The sequence below is a fragment of the Arthrobacter sp. NPDC093128 genome, assembly GCF_040683875.1.
Taxonomy (GTDB): Bacteria; Actinomycetota; Actinomycetes; order Actinomycetales; family Micrococcaceae; genus Arthrobacter.
The window spans coordinates 121142-144456 of record NZ_JBFBEY010000010.1 but is presented as its reverse complement, the minus strand read 5'-3'; the positions used below and the strand labels follow the sequence as shown (position 1 = coordinate 144456).

At 65.6% G+C, this 23315-nt stretch carries 24 protein-coding genes; 7 read left to right on the top strand and 17 right to left on the bottom strand.

Annotated features, from left to right (window positions below):
- The first annotated feature begins 123 nt into the window (after positions 1 to 123).
- The 3 genes from AB0N24_RS13690 (at position 124) to AB0N24_RS13680 (ending at position 2810) form a co-directional block, all read left to right on the top strand.
- Positions 124 to 672 (top strand): YceI family protein, encoded by a 549-nt coding sequence (locus AB0N24_RS13690; RefSeq protein ID WP_364124997.1) that lies wholly within the window; start codon positions 124 to 126, stop codon positions 670 to 672.
- Positions 673 to 913: 241 nt separating this feature from the next.
- Positions 914 to 1849 carry a hypothetical protein gene (locus tag AB0N24_RS13685; protein WP_364124994.1) on the top strand — a complete coding sequence of 312 codons (936 nt, stop codon included), beginning with the start codon at positions 914 to 916 and terminating at the stop codon, positions 1847 to 1849.
- A 286-nt stretch (positions 1850 to 2135) separates the two neighbouring features.
- Positions 2136 to 2810 carry a hypothetical protein gene (locus AB0N24_RS13680; RefSeq protein WP_364124991.1) on the top strand — a complete coding sequence of 225 codons (675 nt, stop codon included), beginning with the start codon at positions 2136 to 2138 and terminating at the stop codon, positions 2808 to 2810.
- Between the two features lie 102 nt (positions 2811 to 2912).
- Here AB0N24_RS13680 and AB0N24_RS13675 read toward each other — a convergent pair whose 3' ends face one another.
- Both AB0N24_RS13675 and AB0N24_RS13670 read right to left on the bottom strand, forming a co-directional pair.
- Positions 2913 to 3608, bottom strand: coding sequence for a redox-sensing transcriptional repressor Rex (locus AB0N24_RS13675; RefSeq protein WP_104173320.1), 696 nt, complete (start codon positions 3606 to 3608; stop codon positions 2913 to 2915).
- A gap of 153 nt (positions 3609 to 3761) precedes the next feature.
- Positions 3762 to 4016 carry a glutaredoxin family protein gene (locus AB0N24_RS13670; RefSeq protein WP_364124988.1) on the bottom strand — a complete coding sequence of 85 codons (255 nt, stop codon included), beginning with the start codon at positions 4014 to 4016 and terminating at the stop codon, positions 3762 to 3764.
- Between the two features lie 75 nt (positions 4017 to 4091).
- Here AB0N24_RS13670 and AB0N24_RS13665 point away from each other — a divergent pair, with 75 nt between their 5' ends.
- Positions 4092 to 4910, top strand: coding sequence for an HAD-IB family hydrolase (locus tag AB0N24_RS13665; protein WP_364124985.1), 819 nt, complete (start codon positions 4092 to 4094; stop codon positions 4908 to 4910).
- A 175-nt stretch (positions 4911 to 5085) separates the two neighbouring features.
- Here AB0N24_RS13665 and AB0N24_RS13660 read toward each other — a convergent pair whose 3' ends face one another.
- The 8 genes from AB0N24_RS13660 to AB0N24_RS13625 all read right to left on the bottom strand — a co-directional run bounded on the left by AB0N24_RS13660 (position 5086) and on the right by AB0N24_RS13625 (position 13744).
- Entirely contained in the window at positions 5086 to 5184 is a 99-nt protein-coding gene (locus AB0N24_RS13660) for an AURKAIP1/COX24 domain-containing protein (RefSeq protein WP_003792170.1), read from the bottom strand.
- Between the two features lie 184 nt (positions 5185 to 5368).
- The gene (locus AB0N24_RS13655; RefSeq protein ID WP_137323814.1) at positions 5369 to 5581 is read right to left on the bottom strand and encodes a helix-turn-helix domain-containing protein; all 213 of its coding nucleotides are present in this window, start codon (positions 5579 to 5581) and stop codon (positions 5369 to 5371) included.
- Positions 5582 to 5763: 182 nt separating this feature from the next.
- Positions 5764 to 6936 carry a 3-deoxy-7-phosphoheptulonate synthase gene (locus AB0N24_RS13650; protein WP_364124982.1) on the bottom strand — a complete coding sequence of 391 codons (1173 nt, stop codon included), beginning with the start codon at positions 6934 to 6936 and terminating at the stop codon, positions 5764 to 5766.
- Between the two features lie 363 nt (positions 6937 to 7299).
- Complete coding sequence (locus AB0N24_RS13645; protein WP_364124979.1) at positions 7300 to 8331, bottom strand: acetylxylan esterase; 1032 nt, start codon at positions 8329 to 8331, stop codon at positions 7300 to 7302.
- A gap of 148 nt (positions 8332 to 8479) precedes the next feature.
- Positions 8480 to 10021 carry a rhamnulokinase family protein gene (locus AB0N24_RS13640; protein WP_364124977.1) on the bottom strand — a complete coding sequence of 514 codons (1542 nt, stop codon included), beginning with the start codon at positions 10019 to 10021 and terminating at the stop codon, positions 8480 to 8482.
- A gap of 32 nt (positions 10022 to 10053) precedes the next feature.
- Positions 10054 to 12102, bottom strand: coding sequence for a bifunctional aldolase/short-chain dehydrogenase (locus AB0N24_RS13635; protein WP_364124974.1), 2049 nt, complete (start codon positions 12100 to 12102; stop codon positions 10054 to 10056).
- 4 nt (positions 12103 to 12106) lie between these two features.
- A complete protein-coding gene (gene rhaI, locus AB0N24_RS13630) occupies positions 12107 to 13273 on the bottom strand; it encodes an L-rhamnose isomerase (protein WP_364124971.1) in 1167 nt (388 codons plus the stop codon).
- Positions 13274 to 13399: 126 nt separating this feature from the next.
- The gene (locus AB0N24_RS13625; protein ID WP_364124968.1) at positions 13400 to 13744 is read right to left on the bottom strand and encodes an L-rhamnose mutarotase; all 345 of its coding nucleotides are present in this window, start codon (positions 13742 to 13744) and stop codon (positions 13400 to 13402) included.
- 223 nt (positions 13745 to 13967) lie between these two features.
- Between AB0N24_RS13625 and AB0N24_RS13620 the strand changes: the two genes are divergently transcribed.
- Positions 13968 to 15005, top strand: a complete 1038-nt coding sequence (locus AB0N24_RS13620) for a LacI family DNA-binding transcriptional regulator (protein ID WP_364124965.1) — start codon at positions 13968 to 13970, stop codon at positions 15003 to 15005.
- 2 nt (positions 15006 to 15007) lie between these two features.
- On the opposite strand, the gene AB0N24_RS13615 is transcribed toward AB0N24_RS13620, so the two are convergent.
- A complete protein-coding gene (locus AB0N24_RS13615; RefSeq protein WP_364124963.1) occupies positions 15008 to 16162 on the bottom strand; it encodes an epoxide hydrolase family protein in 1155 nt (384 codons plus the stop codon).
- Positions 16163 to 16329: 167 nt separating this feature from the next.
- On the opposite strand from AB0N24_RS13615, the gene AB0N24_RS13610 reads away from it, so the two are divergent.
- On the top strand, positions 16330 to 16962 hold the full coding sequence (locus tag AB0N24_RS13610; RefSeq protein WP_364124960.1) for a hypothetical protein: 633 nt from the start codon (positions 16330 to 16332) through the stop codon (positions 16960 to 16962).
- Positions 16962 to 17192: a helix-turn-helix transcriptional regulator gene (locus AB0N24_RS13605; RefSeq protein WP_364124957.1), complete on the top strand. Its 231-nt coding sequence runs from the start codon at positions 16962 to 16964 to the stop codon at positions 17190 to 17192. The genes AB0N24_RS13610 and AB0N24_RS13605 overlap by 1 nt, the downstream gene beginning before the upstream one ends.
- Here the strand turns inward: AB0N24_RS13605 and AB0N24_RS13600 are convergent.
- The 6 genes from AB0N24_RS13600 to AB0N24_RS13575 all read right to left on the bottom strand — a co-directional run bounded on the left by AB0N24_RS13600 (position 17189) and on the right by AB0N24_RS13575 (position 23190).
- Positions 17189 to 18172 carry a squalene cyclase gene (locus AB0N24_RS13600; RefSeq protein ID WP_364124954.1) on the bottom strand — a complete coding sequence of 328 codons (984 nt, stop codon included), beginning with the start codon at positions 18170 to 18172 and terminating at the stop codon, positions 17189 to 17191. The genes AB0N24_RS13605 and AB0N24_RS13600 overlap by 4 nt on opposite strands.
- Before the next feature lie 123 nt (positions 18173 to 18295).
- Positions 18296 to 19018, bottom strand: a complete 723-nt coding sequence (locus AB0N24_RS13595) for a DUF1961 family protein (protein ID WP_364124952.1) — start codon at positions 19016 to 19018, stop codon at positions 18296 to 18298.
- Positions 19018 to 19719 carry a rhamnogalacturonan acetylesterase gene (locus AB0N24_RS13590; protein WP_364124949.1) on the bottom strand — a complete coding sequence of 234 codons (702 nt, stop codon included), beginning with the start codon at positions 19717 to 19719 and terminating at the stop codon, positions 19018 to 19020. Before AB0N24_RS13590 ends, AB0N24_RS13595 begins: the two co-directional genes overlap by 1 nt.
- A gap of 98 nt (positions 19720 to 19817) precedes the next feature.
- Complete coding sequence (locus AB0N24_RS13585; RefSeq protein ID WP_364124946.1) at positions 19818 to 20690, bottom strand: carbohydrate ABC transporter permease; 873 nt, start codon at positions 20688 to 20690, stop codon at positions 19818 to 19820.
- On the bottom strand, positions 20690 to 21664 hold the full coding sequence (locus tag AB0N24_RS13580; RefSeq protein ID WP_364124943.1) for an ABC transporter permease subunit: 975 nt from the start codon (positions 21662 to 21664) through the stop codon (positions 20690 to 20692). The genes AB0N24_RS13585 and AB0N24_RS13580 overlap by 1 nt, the downstream gene beginning before the upstream one ends.
- Positions 21661 to 23190: an extracellular solute-binding protein gene (locus AB0N24_RS13575; RefSeq protein ID WP_364124940.1), complete on the bottom strand. Its 1530-nt coding sequence runs from the start codon at positions 23188 to 23190 to the stop codon at positions 21661 to 21663. The genes AB0N24_RS13580 and AB0N24_RS13575 overlap by 4 nt, the downstream gene beginning before the upstream one ends.
- Positions 23191 to 23315: the final 125 nt, after the last annotated feature.

The window sequence follows — 23315 nt, the reverse complement described above, 5'->3', positions numbered from 1 at the left end:
GATGCAAATGCATGTTTATACTTGGTGAAGCAGTTAGTTGAGACTTCAACCAAAGAAGTTTCGGCTGGCGATCAGACATCCTTCCGCAAGAGATTCCGACCACAGATCACAAGGAGCAACACCATGGCACTGCCCACCAACATCACCACCGGCACCTGGACCCTCGACAACTCGCACAGCGAAATCGCCTTCACCGTGCGCCACGCAGGCATCAGCAAGGTCCGCGGCCAGTTCAAGGACGCCGCAGCAACCCTGGACCTCTCAGAGAACGTTGCCGACTCCAAGGTCAACGCCACCATCCAGACCGCCAGCTTTGACTCGGGCGACGTCAACCGCGACGGCCACGTCCGCGGCGAAGACTTCTTCGACGTCGAGAAGTTCCCGGAGATCTCCTTCGTTTCCAACGCTATCGTTCCCAAGGGCGACGCCTACGAACTCCAGGGCGATCTCACCATCAAGGGCGTCACCCGCGCGGTTGCACTCGAGACCGAGCTCCACGGCGTGGCTGTGGACCCGTTCGGCATGACCCGCGCCGGACTCACCGCTGAAACCACCATCAGCCGCAAGGACTTCGGCCTGACCTGGAACGCCGTCCTGGAAGCCGGCGGCGTGCTGGTCAGCGACAAGGTTGCCATTAACCTTGAGCTCGCGTTCATCGCCCCGGCCGCATAGTTTCTGCGCCCGAGAAGAACCGCACACCAACACAGCACCCCGCTCCGTCACTGCGACGGAGCGGGGTGTTGTGTTTTGTGCGCCGTGTTTAGTGCGTTCTCCCTAATTCGGAATACCTCTCCGGAATGATCCACCGCGCGGCCGGAGAGGGGTACGGTGGAAGCAAACCATGCTGGGGGCAGGGCACCGTTACTGATCCCGGTACCCGTTTAATCAGTAGTCGACCCGCAAAGGACCAACTATGAGCACGCCTCCAGCCCAGCCGGCCAACCCGAACGAACCTGAGAACGGCAAGCCTGACGCTCCCCAGTACGGGCAGAACGCGCCAGAGTCCCCCGCGGCACCGCAGTATGGCCAGCAGTCCCCAGCCGCTCCCCAGTACGGGCAGAACGCGCCAGAGTCCCCCGCGGCACCGCAGTATGGGCAGCAGTCCCCAGCCGCTCCCCAGTATGGCCAGAACGCGCCAGAGTCCCCCGCGGGACCGCAGTACGGGCAGAACGCGCCGCAGTCGCCTGCAGCCCCGCAGTACGGGCAGAAGGCGCCGCAGTCCCCCGCCGCACCCCAGTACGGGCAGCAGCCGCAGCAGTTCGGACAGCAGGGCACGCCGCCCCAGTACGGCCAGCAGCCGCAGCAGCCCTACGGCCAGGCCCCCCAGCAGTACGGCCAGTCACCGTACGCCCAGTACCCGTCCGAGCAGCCCCAGGGTGCTGCCGCCGGCGGTGTTCCGAAAATGGTCAATAACGCTTTCTGGATGATCGTTGCGGCAGGCGCCCTGTGGCTCATCTCCCTTCTGGTTGCCATTCCCGGGCTCGATGATCCCACCATGCGGAGTACGTTCGAGGAGCAGATGCGGGCCGGCGGAGCGGACGTCGACTTTGAGTCGATCAAGGGCGTTGTGATTGGCATGATGGTTGTGGTGGGCCTGATCGGCGCGGGACTGTACGCACTGGTGGCGCTCAACGTACGCAAGGGCAAGAACTGGGCACGCATCCTGGGCACGGTCCTGGCGGCCCTTTCGATCTTCAGCCTCCTCCCGCTCGGCATCGGAACAGTGGCAGTTTTGCTTGGCATTGCAGCCATCGTGATGCTTTACCTCCCGGCCTCCGCGCCGTACTTCCAGAAGCAGCAGCCTTTCGGGAACCCCTACTCCCAGCCGGGCAACCCCTACGGCCGCTAACTTCGGCCCGGCTGCCTGACGGCAGCCAAGCAGCACCACAACGCAACACCTCAGTTCCACAGCCAGCGGGCGTGGACTTCGGAAGGTCAGCGGCTTCAGCCGCCAGACTCCGGAGTCCGCGCCCGCTGTGTTTTGGCGGGCCGCTCCTTGAGCCGAAATTGAGGTGAAAACTATCCACAGATCGCTCCTGCGCGCGGTACCGTGTAACCAAAGTGACGCTGGGGGCAGAAAGACGTGGCTGATCCCGGCAAGTGTTTAGTCAGTGGCCGACTTGCAAAGGATCAACATGAGCACTCCGCCCGTCCCGCCGTCGTATCCCTACGATCCCCACTCAGGCGGTCAGTACGACCAGCAGCCTCCGCAGTACGGGCAGAGCCCTCAGTTCGGGCAGAGCCCTCAGTTCGGGCAGAATCCTCAGTACGGCCAGCCCCAGCAGTTTGGGCAGAGCCCTCAGTACGGCCAGCCCCAGCAGTTCGGGCAGCAACAGTTCCTCGTCTACCCTTCGGAGATGCCGCAGCAGCCGACTGCGGCTTCCAGTGCCGCTCCTCCGCTCGTGAACACCGCCTTCTGGCTGCTGATCGGCGCGTGCGTCCTGTGGGTCAGCTCGGTCTTCCTGTCGATAGGTGCAATTGACGACCCCGCAATGCGCAGTCAGTTCGATGCCAGGCTGGCAACCAGCGGAGCTGACGTGGATTTCGAGGCCCTCAAGGGCGTCATCGTGGGAATGGTGGCACTGATAGCCGCCATCGGTGTGCTGATGTATGCGCTGGTCGCATTCAATATCAGGAAGGGCCGCAACTGGGCGCGGATTCTCGGCACCATCCTTGCGGCGTTCTCCCTGCTTGGCGTCCTCGAAATGGGGGCTGGGCACGCTGTCCATCCTGGCCGGCGTGGCCGGGATGGTGCTCCTGTACCTCCCCGCATCCGCACCGTTCTTCAGGAAGTACCAGCCATTCGGTAGCTCCTACGCGCAACCGGGCTACCCCTACGGCCGCTGAGCGCCGGTAGACCCGGGACGCACTCCAGTGAACGGATCCCCCGGGCTGACCGGGCAAGCGGGGAGCTATTCGGCGTCGTCCGGGCCCTGGGTCCGCTGTGCGTGATAGGCAAGGATCTGCAGTTCGGTGGCCATGTCCACCTTGCGCAGGTTTACGCCGGCCGGCACCTGCAGCATCACCGGCGCGAAGCTGAGGATGCTGCGCACTCCGGCTGCGATAACGCGGTCGCACACACCCTGAGCCACAGCCGCGGGCAGCGCCAGCACCACCATGTTGGTTCCGGTGCGCTGGAGGACGGGCTCGAGATCCGCGACGTCGCTGACCCGCAGCCACCCGACTTCGTTGCCCACCACCATCTGGTCGGCGTCGAAAATCGCCACAACGTCGAATCCTCGGGACTCAAAGCCCCCGTACCGCGCCAAGGCCTTGCCCAGGTTACCGGCGCCCACGATCGCCACTTTCCAGTCGCGGGTCAGGCCCAGCGCCGCTGAGATATGGCGGCTGAGGTACTGCACTTCGTAGCCGACGCCGCGTGTGCCGTAGGACCCGACGTGCGAGAGATCCTTCCGGAGCGTGGACGAACTCACGCCGGAGGCTTCGGCCAGCGATTCGGAGGAGACGCGTTCAACACCCTCGGCCAGCATTGTGGTGAGGGCGCGCAAATAGATGGTCAGCCGGGCCACGGCCGCGGGCGGAATCTGCTTGGCCGCAGTACCGCTATCCCCGTGGACAGCCTCGGGGGAAGAATCCAGCGAAGTCACTATCTGCTCCATTGCGTCGCGTTGTGAGTCCACTCTAGAGCCCAGTCTGCACTGCCAACAAAGCAGGAGTCACGGCGCGCCACGGCTCCCGGTGCATAATGCCGCCGTGCTCCGGCGTCACCCGGCCGCGTCCCATGCAGCTCCCCGCCATCCCTACTTGGCCATGGCCTGGCGCAGGACCCGGTCCAGGCGGGGTTCGTCGATCTTCCAGAAGTCACGCTGGATCCCGTCGACGAGAACCACGGGGATTTCTTCGGCATACCGCTCACGGAGTTCCGGACGGTTGTCCACCAGCTGTTCCGTCCACTCCAGGCCCAAGGCGGCGGTGACGCGTCCGACGGCGTCGCGCGCCGCCTCACAGAGGTGGCAGTCAGCTTTGGTGATCAGTACCACGTCGGGTTTTGCCATGCCTTAACCGTAGCCCGGGCCGCCGTCCCGCCGCGACGTCACCAAGGCCGGGCGGGCATTGACTAGACTCAAGGCATGCCCGAGGAGAAGTACGTCGCCGTAGTCCGGCAGCCCGCCGGTGCGTCCCATCACGGCGAGGCCGCCTTCTTCGACGTCGACAACACCCTTATGAAGGGCGCCAGCCTCTTCCACGTGGCCCGCAAAATGCACCAGCGCGGCGCGTTCACCCTGCCGCAGGCGGCCGGTATGGCGTGGAAACAGTTCAAGTTCATCCTCCGCGGCGAGAACATGGACGATGTCCATGCGGTCCGCGATTCGGCACTGACGCTGGCAGCCGGCATCACAGTGGAGGACATCAAGGCACTCGGCGAAGAAGTCTTCGACGAAATGATCGAGTCCAGGATCTGGCCCGGCGCCAAGGCCCTGGCCCAGCAACACTTACGGGTAGGCCGCATGGTGTGGCTGGTGACGGCGACGCCCATCGAGGTGGCCACCGTGATTTCCACGCGGTTGGGCCTGACCGGAGCCCTGGGAACCGTGGGCGAAATTGAGAACGGCGCGTACACCGGCCGGCTGGTGGGCGACATCCTGCACGGGCAGGCCAAGGCCGTAGCTGTCCAGGGCATCGCGGACGCCGAGGACCTGGACCTCAACCGCTGCTGGGCCTACAGCGATTCACACAATGACATTCCGCTGCTGAGTATGGTGGGCCATCCGGTGGCCATCAACCCCGACTCCCGGCTTCGCCGCCATGCCCGCGACAACAACTGGCCTGTCTACGACTTCCGCTCAGGCCGCCGCGCCGCCACGCTGGGACTGAAGGCGGCCACGATTGGCGGGGCAATCTACGGCCTCTGGCGGGGCTTCACCCGCTTCCGCGGCCCCACGGTCTAACCCAAGCCGGACTCCCGCTCCCCGCCTCTTCAGCGAGCATCCCGGAACTCCAACCGTCGGCGGTTTTTCGCGCAGGAGCGCATCTCGACGGCGAAGCACTGCGGCCGGGACGCTGGCCCAAAGAAAAATGCCCGCTGCCAAAGGCAACGGGCATCTCACGCTGTAGGAAGTATCTCTACTTCTTGTTACGGCGCTGGTGGCGGGTCTTACGAAGCAACTTGCGGTGCTTCTTCTTGGCCATACGCTTGCGACGCTTCTTAATAACTGAACCCACGAAAGTTCCTTACAAACTAGATGGAGTACCTGTCTGATGGAAGAGGTCCGTGGACTAGGCAACAGACTAAACAACAAACAGATTCTTACAATAACGAAAAACGTTCCCTAACAGGGTACCGCTTATCCGGCCCACCCACTGACCGCCTGCCTGAAGGCACATACGGCGGCGGCCGCGAAGGAACCTAGGCGGAGTCCGACTGGCCTTCCACAACAGCACCCTTGACGTACTGTTCGACGGCGCTCTCCGGCACCCGGAAGGACCGGCCGAAGCGGACGGCCGGCATCTCTCCGGAATGGACAAGGCGATACACGGTCATTTTGGAAACGCGCATGAGCTCGGCCACTTCGGCCACAGTCAGGAACTGAGCGTTCGAGAAGTTCGACTCTGCGGACATTTCCCTTATTCCTTTTTTGTTAACAGCTGATAAAGGCAACCCCATTGAAACCCCATTGCGGTGTGCCGATGCTGAGCCATCAACCTACCCTGTGCTAGTTACTCTAGTGGCTGATGGTGCCATAGTGAAAGTCATTCCGCGTAACCAGTTTCCGGGCCCGCGCCCGGTCAAACGCTGAAAATTCAGCCCTGCAGGGCACTCCTGCGCTTGCGCGCGGACGAAGCAAGCTGTCCCAGCACCGACGCCGTGACATCCCACTCCATGCAGGCGTCGGTGACGCTCTGGCCGTAGACCAGCTCGTCAGTACCGGCAGCGTGCTCGGCCACATCCAGGTTCTGCGCACCGCCCACCAGGAAACTCTCCAGCATGACGCCGGCAATGGCCGAGGCGGCGGTTCCGCCATCCTCCAACTGCGCTCCGATTTCGAAGGCCACTTCCGCCTGGCGGTGGTGGCTCTTGCCGCTGTTGGCGTGGCTGGCGTCCACAATCAGCCTCGAGTTGAGCTGCTTGCCGGCCAGTTTCGCCGACGCCGCCGCGACGTCCGCCGCTGAGTAGTTGGGGCCCTTGCGCCCGCCGCGCAGGATCACGTGCGTGTCCGGGTTGCCGGCCGTGGCCACGAGCGCAGCCCGGCCGTCACCGTCGATTCCCAGGAACGCCTGGGACGCCGCCGCGGCACTGCAGGCATCAACGGCAACCTGCAGGTCGCCGTCGGTCCCGTTCTTGAACCCGATCGGCATGGACAGTCCGGACGCGAGCTGGCGGTGGATCTGGCTTTCGGTGGTGCGTGCCCCGATGGCGCCCCAGGAGACGAGGTCCGCCATGTACTGCGGGCTGATGGGTTCCAGGAACTCCGTGGCCGTGGGAAGGCCCAGCGAGGTGACCTGCTTCAGGAACTGGCGGGCGGCCCGCAGTCCAGTGGCGATGTCGTGGCTGCCATCAAGGTGGGGATCGTTGATGAGGCCCTTCCAGCCCACGGTAGTGCGCGGCTTCTCGAAGTAGGTCCGCATGACGATCAGCAGGTCTTCCCGGTGCTTCTCCGCCTGGCTCACCAGCCGGCGGGCGTATTCCAGGCCGGCTTTGGGGTCATGGATGGAGCAGGGTCCCACGATCACCAGCAGGCGATCGTCCACGCCGTCCATGATGGCCCGGACTTCGTCCCGGCCGCGTTCGACGACGTCGGCCACCCGGGCGTCCAGCGGCAGCTCCGCGATCATGTCCTGCGGTGACGGGAGCGCCTGGAATTCGCTGACGCGCAGGTTGGAGGTGGATTTCTGCGCGGACGCAGTACCTTCCCGGGAAACAGTGTTCTCCAGTGGATTGGAAGGATGCGTTTCGGTGGCTGCTGCGGTGCTCATGTGTGCGGGTCCTGTTCCGGATGGTGCGGAGCGGGCCCAGATCAGAACCCGCCGGAGAAATGGCGAAGGGCAGAGAATGATCTCTGCCCTGTTGGCTCTGAAGGAAAGTTGGGGTGCGTGTCAGTTAGACGCGGGCTCCTCCAGAGCCAACGAAAAATACGCATACCAACGGTTAGTCATAGCCAAGACCATAACGGCCGAACGGACCGTCCGCAAACCGGAGGCGTCACAAAAAGTCCCCGTTACGGCCCACCACCCTGCCCCGCCCCGCCCTTCCTGACCCAACTAGGTAGCAGCAGGTGTCGTTTTGAGCCGCCAAAACGACACCTGCTGCTACCTAGTTGGGGGCGGGAAAGCGGGACCTCAGCCGAGCAGCTTGCGCAGGTACTGCAGCTGACGGTTCCACTGGTGTTCCTGGCCGCCCTCATGGTTGTTGAACCGGTACACCTCGATGTCCTTGGCCGGAACGCCTCCGGTTCCCGCAGGCCTGGCCGTTGCCGGTTTCGTTCCGTAGGCGTTGAAGCTGGCAAAGACCGTGGACGGAGGGCAAATATCGTCCATCTGCGCGGCCGAGAACAGCGCCGGCGCCGTTGCCGCCCGGCCCAGGTTGACGCCGTCGAAGTAGTTCAGCACGGCGAGGATGGGCTCGTAGCGATCCCGGTGGCGGGCCAGGAAGGCGGCGATTTCGGGATACGGCCCGCGCGGTGCGATGTCGATGGAACGGGGGAAGTCCTGCAGGAATGGCACATCCGGCAGGGCGGCGATCACGCCGTCGAGCCTTCCGGCCGCGAGCCCGGCCACCGCAACGGTAATGCCGCCGCCCTGGCTGACGCCCGCCACCACAACCCGCGAGGCGTCGACGGCGGGGTGTGCCTGGGCGGCCTCCACCGCACGGAAGGCATCCACATAGACCCGCCGGTAATAGTAGTCCTCGCGGCTGCCGACACCGCGGGTCATCAGCCCCGCATGCGCCACGTCGCCCGCTGAGGGGTGCGGGTCGGCGGTGTGCCCCAGAATTCCGCCGTAACCCTGCCCGCGGGTGTCCATGATGAAGTGCGCGTAACCGGCCTGCGCCCACTTGGTGTCCTGGTTGGACAGCCCGCGCCCGCCGGAATAGCCCACGTACTGCACGACGACGGGCAGCGGCTCGTCCGCAGGCCGGTTCGCCGGCAGGTGCAGCCAGCCTTTCACCAGGGAACCGCCGAAGCCGGCAAACGTGACATCGAAGGTGTCGATTACCGTCAGGTAGTTGTCCACCGCTTCGAAAACGGCGTCCAGCGTGTAGTCCCGGGCCTCGCTGATGGTGCGGTCCCAGAAGGCATCAAGATCCGCCGGGGCCGTGACGCCGGACGTGTAGTTTCGGAGCTGCTCAAGCGGTAGGTCGAAGAGGGGCATGGGGATTCCGGTTCTGTGAAGCGGGGCGAGAGGTAGGATGTTGTATCTTCTCAGGCGCACAAGGCAGGTTCAACCGGCACGACGCCACATTGAGGACTGTGTACCAGCGCGACTGGAGATGACGTTGTTGGACGCGCTGCCCCGCCACTCAGACCAGCGCCGCCTGGTAGTTTTCCAAGGCCTGCGACCCGCGCACGAGTGCCCGCAGCTCGGCCAGGCCGCCGGAGACCGCGCCTGCGGCACGGGCCTGGACCAGGACGTTGCCGACAGCTGTGGCTTCGACGGGTCCGGCGATGACGCGTTTTCCGGTGGCGTCGGCCGTGAGCTGGCACAGGAGCCGGTTCTGCGAGCCGCCGCCCACGATGTGCACTACGTCCACGGGCACGTCCGCGAGGCGTTCGGCGTCGGCGATGGTTCGGGCGTAGCCGGCTGCGAGGCTGTCCAGGATGCAGCGGGTGATGGCGGCCGGGTGGTCGGTCAGGACGGCTCCGGTGTTGCGGACGGCTGCCCGGATCCGTTCGGGCATGTTATCCGGGGCGATGAAGTACGGGTCATCGGCGTTGATCTGGGGCCCGCCGAACGGCAGCGCGGCGGCGGCCGTGAGCAGTTCGTCCAGCGTCGCCGTGTATCCCCGCTGGGCCCAGGTGCGCTGGCACTCGCTGAGAAGCCAGAGCCCGCCGACGTTGCGGAGATACCGGATGGTGCCGTCCACGCCGCGTTCGTTGGTGAAGTTCGCCTGCCGGCTGGCCTCCGTGAGCACCGGTTTGGGGAGCTCGACGCCGACGAGGGACCAGGTGCCGGAGGAAATGTAGGCGAAGTTCTCCGCTTGCACGGGTCCCGGCGCGGCGCCTGTTGCGCCGGCGGGTACGGCGACGACGGCCGGTACGGCGGCGACGGCGGAGGCGGTGTCGTGCGAGCCGACGGCCACCACCTTCGTTGCCCGGGCCAGTCCGGTGCGCACGGCGATGCCGGGCAGCAGGGTGCCGACGGTTTCGCCTGGCTGGATCAGCGGCGGGAACAGCTTTTTGGGCAGTCCCAGCGCGGCGACGAACTCGGTGGCCCACTCCCCCGTGACAGCGTCAACGAGCCCGGTGGTGGAGGCGTTGGTGGCCTCGGTGCGGCGGACCCCGGTGAGCAGGAACGCGATCAGGTCCGGGATGAGCAGGGCCTGCAGCCCGTCCAGGTCCGGCTCGGTGGCGAGCTGGTAGATCGTGTTGAACTGCAGGAACTGCAGCCCGGTGGTGGCGTAGAGCCGGGCCGGGTCCAGTTTTTGGTGGACCCGGGCGACGGCGGCGCGGCTGCGGTCATCACGATAGCTGAACGGCTGCGCGGTAAGTTCCCCGGCAGCGTTCACCAGGCCGTAGTCCACCGCCCAGGTGTCGATCCCGATGCTGCTGATCGTTTCGCCGCGCTCGGCGGCGACGCGGGCCGCGGCAGCGAGCCCGGCCAGCACTTCGGCGAACAGGGCATCGAAGTCCCAGCGGAGGCCGCCGTCGGACTCCACCACGCCATTGGGAAAGCGGTGCACGGTTTCCAACGTCGCTTTGCCCTCAGAACCGGCACTGCCGGCTGCTACGCGTCCCAGGATGACCCGTCCGGAGGAGGCACCAATATCGACAGCGGCGAACACCCTGCCGGCGGACAGGCCGCCGGCGGACACCGCCCCGGCCGGGGCCGGGGCAGTGTCCACAGATGCACCGTCCGGCGCTGTGGGCACGGTGCTCACCGGAGGAAGGCGGCGGCGACGCCGGCGTCCACGGGAATGTGGAGACCGGTGGTGTGGGACAGTTCGGCGCTGGTGAGCACGGCGGCGGCGTTGGCCACGTGTTCGGGCAGGACCTCGCGCTTGAGCAGGGTGCGCTGGGCGTAGTACTTGCCCAGTTCCTGCTCGTCCACGCCGTAGACCGCGGCGCGCTTGGCGCCCCAGCCGCCGGCGAAGATCCCGGAGCCGCGGACCACGCCGTCGGGGTTGATGCCGTTGACGCGGATGCCGTATTCGCCCAGTTCAGCCGCGAGCAGCCGGACCTGGTGGGCCTGGTCGGCCTTGGTGGCGGAGTAGGCGATGTTGTTCGGGCCGGCGAACACGGAGTTCTTCGAGGAGATGTAGATGATGTCCCCGCCCATGTCCTGGTCGATCATGACCTTCGCCGCGGCCTTGGCCACCAGGAAGGAGCCCTTGGCCATGACGTTATGCTGCAGGTCCCAGTCCTTTTCGGTGGTTTCCAGCAGCGGCTTGGAGATGGACAGCCCGGCGTTGTTGACCACCAGGTCCAGGCCGCCGAAGGCCAGCACCGCTTCGGCGATGGCCGCGGCGATCTGCGCTTCGTCGGTCACGTCCGCCTGCACGCCAATGGCAACGTCCGGTCCGCCGAGCTCGGCGGCGACGGCCTGCGCGTTCGCCAGGTTCAGGTCCGCGATGACGACGCAGGCGCCTTCCGCGGCGAGGCGGGTGGCGATGGCCTTGCCGATGCCCGACGCCGCACCGGTCACAAGCGCGATGCGGGTGGCGTGCGACTTGGGCTTGGGCAGGCGGGCCAGCTTGGCTTCCTCCAGCGACCAGTACTCGATCCGGAACTTCTCGGATTCCTCGATCGGGGCGTACGTGGAGATCGCCTCGGCACCGCGCATCACGTTGATGGCGTTCAGGTAGAACTCACCGGCGACGCGGGCGGTCTGCTTGTTCGCGCCGAAGGAGAACATGCCCACGCCCGGGACCAGCACGATGGCCGGGTCCGCGCCGCGCAGCGCCGGGGACTCCGGAGTAGCGTGCCGGTCGTAGTACCCCTGGTAGTCCTCGCGGTAGTCGGCGTGGAGTTCCTGCAGCCGGGCGATTGAGTCCTCGACGGAGGCGTCCGCGGGCAGGTCCAGGATCAGCGGCTTGACCTTGGTGCGCAGGAAGTGGTCCGGGCAGGACGTGCCCAGCGCGCCGAGCCGCGGGTGCTCGGCGGCTTCCAGGAAGTCCAGGACGACGGCGTCATCACTGAAGTGCCCCAGCTGCGGTTTGTCCGTCGACGCCAGCCCGCGGATCACCGGCGCCAGTGCGGCGGCCTTGGCCCGGCGCTCGGCTTCCGGGAGTGCACCGTAACCGGGCAGCTTCGGCCCGAACGGCTCAGCGCGGCCGTTCTCGGCGATGAACTTCTCGGCCTGGTCGATGATCCACAGCGAGTTCTGTTCTGCTTCTTCGCTGGTGGCGCCCCAGGCGGTGATGCCGTGCCCGCCCAGGATGGTGCCGACGGCCTGCGGGTTCGCATCCTTGATCGCGGCGATGTCCAGGCCCAGCTGGAACCCGGGCCGGCGCCACGGAACCCAGAGAACCTTGTCGCCGAAGATCTTGGCGGTCAGCGCCTCCCCGTCCACGGCCGTGGCAATCGCGATGCCCGAATCCGGGTGCAGGTGGTCCACGTGCGCGGCGTCCACGAGCCCGTGCATGGCAGTGTCGATCGACGGGGCCGCGCCGCCCTTGCCATGCAGGCAGTAATCAAAAGCGGCCACCATCTCATCTTCACGGTCCACCCCGGGGTAGACGTTCTTCAGGGCGTTGAGCCGGTCCAGGCGGAGCACGGCAAGGTTTCCCGGCTTCAGCGTGCCGAGGTCCCCGCCGGAACCCTTCACCCAGAGCAGCCGGACGTCCTCGCCCGTCACCGGGTCCTTCTCGGTGCCCTTGGCCGAGGTGTTGCCGCCGGCGAAGTTGGTGTTCCGCTTGTCCGCACCGAGGCGGTTGGAACGGGCAATCAGGTCTTCAACAGTCTTGTTGGTGTTCTGCGTGCTCATGCTGTTATGCGCCCCATCCGGCTTGCTGGCCGCCCACGCGGTCCTCATTGATCTGTTTCTGGTAGCCGCTGGCCTTGAAGGCAGCCATCGGGTCCGCGGGCAGGCCGCGGGATTCGCGCCATTCGGCCAGGACCGGGCGGACGTCAGTGTAGAAGGCGTCATTGAAGACCGCGTTCGCGGCCAGCACATCACCGGACCGCTGAGCCTCGCCCAGCGCGGCGGTGTCCACCATGAGGGCACGCGCAGTCATCTCCTGGACATTGAGCACCGAACGGATCTGGCCCGGGATCTTCTCCTCCAGGTTGTGGCACTGGTCCAGCATGAGCGCCACGCCGGAATCCTTACCGAACCCGCCGCCGCGGATCACCTCGTACATGATCCGGAACAGCTGGAACGGGTCAGCCGCGCCCACAATCAGGTCATCATCGGCATAGAAGCGCGAGTTGAAGTCGAAGGACCCCAGCTTGCCCAGGCGCAGCAGCTGCATCACGATGAACTCGATGTTGGTGCCCGGGGCATGGTGGCCGGTGTCCAGGCAGACAAACGCCTTCTCGCCCAGCGCCAGTGTCTGCGCGTAGGAGGTGCCCCAGTCCGGAACGTCGGTGTGATAGAAAGCCGGCTCGAAGAATTTGTACTCCAGCACCAGGCGCTGGTCCTCACCCAACCGGGCGTAAATCTCCTGCAGCGACTCCGCCAGGCGGTCCTGCCGGCCGCGCATGTCATCCTGGCCCGGGTAGTTCGTCCCGTCCGCCAGCCAGATCTTCAGGTCCTTCGAACCGGTGGCGTGCATGATGTCGATGCACTCGAAGTGGTGCTCCACCGCCCGGCGGCGCACGGAATCATTGGAGGACGTCAGCGAACCGAACTTGTACTCATCATCCTGGAACGTGTTCGAGTTGATCGTGCCCAGGCCCACACCCAGGCCCGCCGCGTAGTCCTTCAGCGCGGCGTAGTCATCCACCTCGTCCCACGGAATATGCAGCGCCACCGTCGGGGCAAGCCCGGTCAGCTCGTGAACCTTCGCTGCGTCCGCCAGCTTCTCCTGCACCGTCCGCGGCGTGCCCGGCGTGCCGAAAACCTTGAAACGGGTGCCCGAATTGCCATACGCCCAGGAGGGTACTTCAATGGCAAGCTCCCCGAGCCTGCCCAGCGCCGTTGCTACGTCATTCATGATGGTTCTTCCGGTCTCTCGTAGTGCGTTTGTCTATTGAGTGCCGACTCCCGTGTCGGCGGCATGCGTTGTGTCCCGGCCCGTGACGCCTAGCCGTCCGCAGCGTTGGCTAGTCCGCAACGCTGGCTAGTCCGTGGCACTGGCCGTGGCCAGCTGGTCCTCTAGGTTGAAGATCTCCTCGAGCGCCACAAACCCTGTGTCAGGGGGCTGCTCCGTGTCTTCGAAGAGCGTGGCCATCTCCGCCTGCCAGCGGGCGTTGACGTCGGTCAGTGCCATCCGTGCCCGCACGGCGTCGAAGTCGTCGCACTCCACGTAACCCACCAGCAGTCCGTCCCCGCCCAGGAAGAGCGAGTAGTTGTGCCAGCCCGCGTCCTTGAGCGCACGGAGCATCTCCGGCCAGACGGCGGCGTGGCGGCGCCTGTACTCATCGATCAGTCCCGGTTGGACTGAGGAGCGAAAACACACCCTCATCTGCGACTCTCCTGGATTTCCGATTCTTTGAATCGTTTCATTGTTACGATTCAAAGTACTCTTGAAGTGAAGTGGGTGTCAAGCATTTGTCAGCGGATGAAAACCATCTATCTGCTGGCTGGGCCGTTTCGTCGCCCCCGAACGCCGCACTGGCAAGGACAATTGGTCAGGGGTCTGGTCCAGGCGGTTGCCCGCCGTCCCGCATGAGAGAGCTTGGAGAAAGATGTCACGGTCAGCCAGCATCAAGGATGTTGCGAACCATGCCCGCGTGGCAGTGGGAACAGTTTCCAACGTCCTGAACTATCCGGACCGGGTTTCGCAGCGGACCAAGGACCGGGTGCTGCAGGCCATCGACGAGCTCGGCTTTATCCGCAACGATGCGGCCCGCCAGCTCCGGGCCGGGCACAGCCGCACCATCGGCCTGATCGTCCTGGACGTGGGCAATCCCTTCTTCACCTCCGTGGTCCGCGCCGCCGAGGACGCCGCCGCCCTGCAAGGCAGCGCCGTCCTGCTCGGGGACAGCGGGCACGACGCCAGCAGGGAGTCGAACTACATCGACCTCTTCCAGGAGCAGCGAGTCCAGGGCCTGCTTATCTCGCCGGTGGGCGATGTCACCGAGCGCCTGGACCAGCTGCGCGAACGCGGGGTGCCCACCGTCCTGGTGGACCGGCTGGCCGACGAGGCGAAGTACAGTTCCGTCTCCGTTGACGACGACGCCGGCGGCTACCTTGCGGCGCGGCACCTCCTGGACATCGGCCGCCGTCGGCTCGCCTTTGTGGGAGGCCCGACGTCGATACGCCAGGTGGCGGACCGCCTCCAGGGGGCGCAACGCGCCGTCGCCGAGGTTCCGGATGCTTCCTTGGAAGTACTGGATTCCGCCGGACAGACGGTCCTGGCCGGCCGAGGCGTGGGCGACCAGTTGGTCCGCCGCAGCGCTGACGACCTTCCGGACGGGGTGTTCTGCGCCAACGACCTGCTGGCCCTGGGCGTTATGCAGTCCCTCGCCATGATGCACACGCTGCGGATCCCCGAAGACATTGCACTGATCGGCTACGACGACATCGACTTTGCCGTGTCCGCCGTGGTGCCGCTTTCCTCCATCCGGCAGCCCACGGAAGCGCTCGGGCGGACCGCCATCGAGCTGCTGGCCGAGGAGCTGGACGCCATGGGACCGACGTCCGTGCGGCCCCATCACCGCGCGGTGATCTTCACTCCCGAGCTGGTGGTGCGGCAGAGCACGGCGGGGGCTTCCGCCGGCTAAAGCTACCGGAGGCCGCGGAAGAACGCACGCACATCGACCACCAGGAGATCGGGAACCTCCATGGCCGGGAAATGGCCGCCGCGCTCGAACTCCGCCCAGTGGACGACGTTGTTGTCGCGCTCAGCGATGGCACGGACCCCGAAGTCGCCGGGAAACACCGCCACCCCGGAAGGCACCTCGGACCGTTTCGCCTTCTGCCCCCAGCTGGCGCGCCCCTCCCAGTAGAGCCGCGCCGACGAAGTGGCAGTTCCCGTGAGCCAGTACACGCTGACGTTGGTAAGCATCAGGTCGCGGTCGACGGCATCCTCCGGAAGCTCGAAGGCAGGATCTGTCCACTCCTTGAACTTCTCGACGATCCAGGCGAGCTGCCCGGCGGGCGAGTCGGCCAGCCCGAACCCCAGCGTCTGCGGCCGCGTCGACTGGATGATCGCGTACCCCGCACCATCCTCCATCTGCCGTTGCATGCCCGCGAGGCGCGCCTGTTCGGCCTCGCTCAGACCGGCCAATTCCGCCGGATCGCCTGTGGGGAATCCGAGGCTGCCGTTGACGTGGACCCCCACGACGTGTTCGGAAGCGATGCCGCCCAGCATGGGTGAGACCACAGAGCCGGTGTCACCGCCCTGGGCGCCGTAGCGCTCGTAGCCGAGCCGGCTCATCAGCTCCGCCCAGGCACGGGCGACCCGCGCCAGGTCCCATCCTGCCTCTCGTGTCGGCCCTGAGAATCCGAATCCGGGGATGGATGGTGCGATGACGTGGAATGCGTCGGCCGGGTCGCCGCCATGGGCGCGGGGATCAGTGAGCGGCCCGATGATGTCCATGAACTCCACGATCGAGCCCGGCCACCCGTGGGTAATGATCAGCGGCAATGCGTCCGGTTCGGGTGAGCGCACGTGCAGGAAGTGAATGTTCTGCCCGTCAACGGTCGTCGTGAACTGCGGGAAGGCGTTGAGCTTCGCCTCGTATGTGCGCCAGTCGTAGGTGGTCCGCCAGTAGTAGGCCAGCCCCTGCAGGTAGCTGACGGGAACGCCGTAGGTCCAGCCGACGCCGGGCAGTTCGTCGGGCCACCGGGTGCGCTCCAGCCGATCGCTCAGGTCATCCAGCTCGGCCTGCGGGATCTGGATGCGGAACGGCCGGATCTCAGTGCTGTTGGTTTCCATGCGTCACACGGTACCGACCCTTGCGGACAATAGCTGTCCTCAATGAAGCACGTTTCGATGCCGGGCGATTCCGGTCAAATCCGGAGCCTGCGATGGACTATCGGCGGAAAAACCGCTATGTTATCGATATTCGTTACTATCGATCATCGATAACACATGGGGGAACAATGAAACTGGCCAAGAACCGTCAGCGGCCCGGAGAAAAGAAGGTAGTGTCCAGGGCGGATGCCGTGGCGATCATGATCACCGCGGGCGCGGCAGCGGCGGTCACGACATGCCTGACTGCCTCCGGAATCATCGAAAGATTTACCGGGCCGGTGACGTTGATCCTCCCGCTGCACTCTGCGCATCAGAGCCCGACGGGACTCGGCCTGGATGCGGTGGCACGGTTTACGTCCATGGAAGCAACCATCCCGGCCCTGCCGGCGGGCGAAGCCGTGCTCTTGGCCTGGGCCGGCGCCCTGAACCAGGTCAGTTTCCTGGCTGTGATGGCGTTGCTGTTCCTGCTCGCTTTCCGGCTCCGCGGAGAGAACCTGTTCACGCCGTCGTCGGCCTGGATCGTGGGGAGCTGCGGAGCGGTCCTTGCCCTGGCCGGAACCGTGGCACAGGCTCTCGATGCGGCGGCCCGAACCCGCATTGCCGAGCTGATTGGCGCGAACCATCGGACCCCCGGCGAAATCATTGTCCTCGTGGCGGACTTCAACATTGCACCCCTGCTGGCTGGCACTGTCCTGGTACTCGTCGCCGGGGTCTTCCAGTTTGGCCGCCGGTTGCAGAGGGACACCGAGGGACTTATCTGATGCCGGCCGAGGACTACTCCGCCATTCACTGCCGGCTCGACGAACTGCTTGCAGAACGCGGCATGAGCCTGACGGAGCTGAGCCGCCAGGTCGGCGTAAGCCTGGTGAACCTGTCCGTGTTGAAAAACAACCGTGCCAGGGCGATTCGCTTTTCCACGCTGACGGCTTTGTGTGAGGTCCTGGAATGCCAGGTCGGCGACCTCCTCCGTCACCAACCCGCCGGGGACTAGCGCGGCGCGGGCTGCCCGTCCCACCATGCCAGCACGCGCGTGCCGAAGAACGTGAGCCATTTGGACGGCTCTCCGGGCGCCACATCGACGTCGAACCACACCCGCCCGGGGTGGCGAAGCTCCTGCAGCCAGGTGCCGTCGGGACGGCGCGCGGCGCGTATCGCTTCGATCGCGTCGGCAAGCCGCGGATCCGGCACCGCACCGTCGTGCAGGGCAGCTGCCCGGAAGTAATCTGCCGCGTTGAGCGCACTGTAGAACCAGCGGAAGGGGTATGCGAAGCGGGTCGCCCACGGCCCCACGGGCTCGCCTGCGGACAGGGTGCGGAGCAAATGGCGCTGAAGCAGGTATTCCTCGGCGGCCCGCCGAACCGCCCGCTGCGCGCGGCTGCCGCCGGTAGCGTCCTCGTAGTACAACAGGCCCTTGAGGGAATTGAGGGTGGAATGGAACGACGAGCGTGTGGAGCCCTCCACCCACTCGCAGTTCCAGCCGCCGTCGGCCATGCGGTGCTTGAGGAACCACCGGGCGATTCCGGAGACGTCCGCCCCAAGCCACGCGCCGTTGGCGAGGGTGTACGCGTTGATGCAGCAGTCGACTTCGCCGCCCCAATACGGCAGGTTGCCGTACTCCCAGCGGCTGTTCCGGGCGAGCAGCTCGGCCGTGCCGGCGAGGGCGGCAGCATCGAGGCCCCAGTCACGGAGGGTGTTGAGGGTCCACGTCGTCGCGGTCCAGGGCTGTCCCGCGTCCTCGGCTGCCTCGGGGCCGCGGAAGTCGAAGTCTTTCGGGAAGAATGCCCCGCCCGCCCACTGGCCGTCCGGATCCTGCAGCGCGAGCAGCCGCGCCCCGAACCCTTCCGTCGCGATGCGTGCCCGGGTCGCGACCCACACGTCCGGCGGGGCGCCCGCGAGGTCGCGCTCGACCTGCCAGCGCAAGGCCGGGTCCGCATCAAGCAACCAGTCGAGCAGGGCGGGGTCGAAGGCCATGGTCCGAATACTACGGCTACTCCGGCCCGGTCTACGGGTGCGGAGGCTAAGCGCGAACGGACAGATAATGACCTGTTTTTCACTTTTGGGGTCATTCTCTGCCCGTTCGCGCTCAGTGGGGGCCTACAGCGCCTGCACCACCAGGTTCCGGTAGGCAGCCCGCAGCGGGGCCATCTGCCGGAAGCCGAGATAGCCGCCGCCCAGCACATTGCCGCTCCCGTCCCGCCAGGCCAGCACAGGCAGGCCGTTGATGGAGAAGGCAACGCCCGGCCCGTCCTTGACGAGTTCCATCCGATAGAAATCCAGGGCGTCCTCCGTGGGCGGCAGCGGGTCCGCCGCCTGCGCCACCAGCTCGAAGCCTGAGCTCTTGCGCAGGTTGCAGGTCCGGAAGGCCCGCTCCTCCGCGTACTTGTGCCGGAAATAGGAGACGTGCAGGGCATCGATGTCGCCCGAGTGGTACTGCGGGTAGTAACCGGTTCGCGGCGCCAGGCCGCCCGAGAACAGGTCCCGTCCGCCGTGGCCCGCTGCCGCAAAGAACACCATGGCCAGCCCCGGCTCCGCGAGCGGCAGGAACTGCCAGCTCACCCTGACGCGGTCCGGGAACTCCACCGGGCACCAGAACGTCCAGTGGGCGTGGTCGCCGAACTCTTCCTCGTCCCTTGACCCGGACAGCAGCAGCGCCCCCGGCCGCGGGTCAGCGGAGGGTGGCGTCCCGCCGTCGTCGTGCGTTTCCGGATGCCGGGCCAGGCTGACCGGGCCCTCGGCAATCCAGTCCGCCACGTCCTCCGGCCCGGTGAGCGGGTTGCTGTACAGCACGCCGCCGGAGTTCTCCCCGGGCGTTCCCATCAGGCGGACGCCGCCGTGGAGTGCTGACGGGTTCCCCCGGGGACCGCGAGGCCCAGCGATGTCAGCTGCGATGAGACGTGCTCCGCCACCAGCCGGGCACCGTCCACGTGGAAGTGCGTGTTGTCCGCCAGTCCGTCCGGCCAGTGGGCGTGCTCGCCCGGACCAAAATGGCAGAACAGTGACTTGGATCCTTCCACGCCGAGCCGCGTGTACAGGCCGCGCGTCCAGCTGTTGAGGTCGATCAGCGGGACGTGAAGCTCCGCCGCGAGCTCCCGGACCACCTCGGGGTAATCCTCCAGGCTCTGCTCCAGCCGTGCACCAGCCGCGGCAGCTGCCCCGGCCAGGAAGTGGCGCCGCTCCACCGACGTGCACAGCACCGCTACCGCGCCGAGGGCCCCGACCTCGGCGACCATGGTCCGCAGGTTGGCCGCGTAGCCGGTCCTGGCCGCCAGGTGCGGGCGCTTCTGGTCGTTGTGGCCGAACTGGATCAGCACCAGGTCGCCCTCGCCGGCCAGTTCCAGCAGCGCGTCCCACAGCCCTTCGACCCGGAAGGACTCGGTGCTGGCCCCGCCCTTGGCGAAATTGTGGACGGAACCCCAAGTGTGGACGTGCGGGGCAAGCTGCGCGCCCCAGCCGCTCATCGGGTACTCATGGGTGGGACAAGTGGCGACCGTCGAGTCGCCGGCCAGGAGGATCTTCATTTTCGGCCTTTCGGTCAGGTGACGGTTGGGGTGACAGGTTTCCGGGCGTGCCGGGGCAGGCGGTGCCGGAGCGGCAGGCCGTGCCGGGGCGGCGCGGCTCAGCCCTTGACGGAGCCGATCAGCATTCCCTTGGCGAAGTGCTTCTGCAGGAACGGGTAGAAGATCAAAATGGGCAGGGTGGCGACGACGATCACGGCAAACTTGATGCCCTGTTCCGGCGGGATGTAGTTCGGGTCCACGTTTCCGGTGCCGAGCAGGTCGGAGGACGCGGTGACCTGGCGCAGGTACATCTGCAGGGTCCACTTGGAGTTGTCGCTCAGGTAGAGCAGCGGTGACATGAAGTCGTTCCAGATGCCCACGGCGTAGAACAGGGCGAACGTGGCCAGCACCGGTTTGGACAGCGGGAGCAGGATCCGCCAGAGGATCCCGATTTCGGTGGCGCCGTCCATCTTGGCGGACTCCTCCAGCTCCTGCGGGAGTTCCTGGAAGAAGTTCTTGATGATGATCAGGCTGAACGGGTTGATCGCAGCCGGCAGGATGAGCGCCCAGTAGCTGTTGAGCAGGCCGAGGTCCTTGATCAGCAGGAACGTGGGGATCATGCCGCCGGAGAACACCATGGCGAAGACCACCAGGGACAGGATCAGCTGGCGGCCGCGGAGGTTTCGTTTGGCCAGCGGGTAGGCCATGGTGACCGTCAGGATCAGCTGCACCACCGTGCCCACCACGGTGACGAGCACCGTCGTGACCAGGGCGCGGATGAACGCGGGGGTCGAGAAGATGTACTCGTACGCGCCCAGGCTGAACTGCTCCGGCCAGACGAAGAAGGCCCGCCGGGTGATCTCGGCCTCGGTGGCGAAGGAGCCCGCAAAGACGTAGACGAACGGCAGTAGCGTCAGGACGCCGATCACGGTCAGGAAGACGTAGTTGGCGGCGTCGAAAATCCGGCCGCCGGTGGTGTTGTGGATCTTCATTAGAACAGTCCGCTCTGGTTGAACCGCTTGGCCAGGGCGTTGGTGCCGAAGATCAGCACGATGCCCACCAGGGACTTGAACAGTCCGACGGCGGTGGAGTAGCTGTAGGCGCCCTGGGTGATGCCCACGAAGTACACGTAGGTGTCAAAGACGTCTGCCACGGACCGGTTCAGGGCGTTGGTCATGAGGTAGATCTGCTCGAAGCCGGTGTTCAGCATCTGCCCGATCGCCAGGATGAGCATGACGATGATGGTGGAGCGGATCCCGGGCAGCGTGATGTGCCAGACCCGGCGGAACCTGCCGGCGCCGTCAATGATGGCGGCCTCGTACTGGTCCTGGTCCACGGTGGCCAGGGCGGCGAGGAAGATGATGGTTCCCCAGCCGGTGTTCTTCCAGATCTCCTGCAGCACAATCAGCGGCCGGAACCAGGCCGGGTCGGACAGGAAATCGATGTCCGTGCCCAGCACGTTGTTGATGAAGAGGAACAACGGCCCGAAATCCAGGGCGAACAGCAGGAAGCTCAGCGACGCCACAATGGTCCAGGACAGGAAGTGCGGGATGTACACGAGCGTCTGGACCGTGCGTTTGAGGATCGACAGGCGGACCTCGTTCAGCAGCAAAGCCAGGACGATGGTCAGCGGGAACGCGATCCCCAGGCTCAGGAACGCGAGGATCAGGGTGTTGCCCAGCAGCCGGCCGAAGTCCGGGTTGCTGAAGAAATCCTGGAAATGCTGGAAGCCAACCCACGGGCTGCCGTTCACGCCCAGGAACGGGACGTAGTCCTTGAACGCGATCGACACCCCGTACATCGGGGCGTAGCGGAACACCGCGAAGTAGACCACACCCGGCAACAGCAACAGATACAGCCACTTGTAGTGGGCGAAATGGACGGCGAAGCGGCGCCGCCGCCCCGGGGCAGGCGCGGGTGGCGGCGCCTGCCCCGGGGCTTTGACGTCAACTGCGGACGCTGTCACTTGCTGTCCTGCCAGAGCTTGTTGATCTCTTCCTGGACCTTGTCCCCGCCGCTGGACTTCCACAGCTTGATGGCGTCCTTCAGGCCCTGCTCATCGATCTGGCCGGCCAGGTATTTGATCCGGGCGTCCGCCACGATGTTGTCCAGCTGCGCGCCCTTGGCAACGTAGGTGGGTGATACGAAGGCCGCAGCCGGGTTGTAGACTGCGCTCTTCAGGTCCCCCGCCATGACCTCAACGCGCTTGTCGAAGACTTCCTGTTCGTAGTCGGAGGCCTGCTTGACGGGATAGAAGTTGTTGCCGGTGACGTTGGTGCCCAGCTGCGCGTAGCTCTTGATGTCCGTGGCCACAGCTTTGCCCTCGGCAGTCTCGGGTTTGATGGCGGCGGTCTTTCCGTCCTCGACAGTGAAGTTCACGCCCTCGATTCCGTTGTTCAGGAGGGCGGCCACTTCCTTGCCGTTCATGGTGTTCAGGAACTCAAGGACGTTCTTCAGCTCAGCCTCGGTCCGGACGCTGGTCTTGGGAATGGCCAGGAAGCCGGAGTAGCCGTCCGTCGGGTGTGCGTGGAGTTCGCCGTCCGGCCCCTTGAGGTTACCGACGAAGCCCACCTTGTTCTCGAAGTCATTGGGGTTGGCCTGCTTGAAAAGGTTGATGAGGACACTCACGCGGGAGTCGACGTCGACGATGATGCCGCCCTTGCCGTTGAAGAACGGCTCGTTCCACTTGGTGCCGTCGAAGGTGGCGAAGTCAGGGTTGATGAGCTTCTCGTCCACCATCTTCTTGACGAAGCGGTTGGCTTCGAGGAACTCCTCGGTTTCGAAGCTCGGGATCAGCTTCCCGTCTTTTTCGGTCCAGCGGTTGCCGGCGCCGTACCACTCTTCGATGATGTCATAGGGGCTGTTGGAGCCCAGGGCGCCCCACTTGGGGATGGTGATGCCCCAGGTATCGTCCTGGCCGTTGCCGTCCGGGTCCTGTTCAGTAAAGGCCTTGGCCACGTTGTACAGGTCCTCGGTGGTCTCGGGTGCCTTCAGCCCAAGCTTGTCCAGCCAGTCCTGCCGGAACATCACGGCCGCACGGATGGGGTTGCGGGCGCGGAAGACGCCATAGACCTTGCCGTTGATGCTGGCGTTCTGCTCAACCTCCGGGAAGGTGGTCTTCAGGTTCGGGTACTGGTCCAGTTTGTCGGTGAGATCCCAGAAGGCGCCGGCCTCGGCGTTCTTGACGAACCCGGGCGACTTGCTCTGGACCACCAGGACCTGGGGAATTTCGGCGGACGCCAGCGTGATGTTCATCTTGTCCTCGTAGGACGCATTCGGCGTCCACGTGATGCTGATGTCCTTGCCGGTGAGCTCCTCGAGCTTCTGCTGCACGGCGCCGTCGGCCGACGGCGGCTGCGCCTCGAGGAACGGCGCCATGAGGCTGATCTTCGAGGTGTCCGCAGCCGGGGCTTCACCCCCGCTGCAGGCTGTGAGTGTCAGTGCGGCGGCGGTCACGACGGCGGCCGCCAGGCTGAGTTTTCTGCGGATCATGGTGTTTTCCTTTTCCACTTCTTCGGGGGTTGGCTGGGTAAGTCTGTTAATGGTTTGGTGGTTTGGTGGTTTGTGGTTTGTTGGGAGTTCACTGTTTGATACGTTTCATTCCTGGGCCGCGCCAA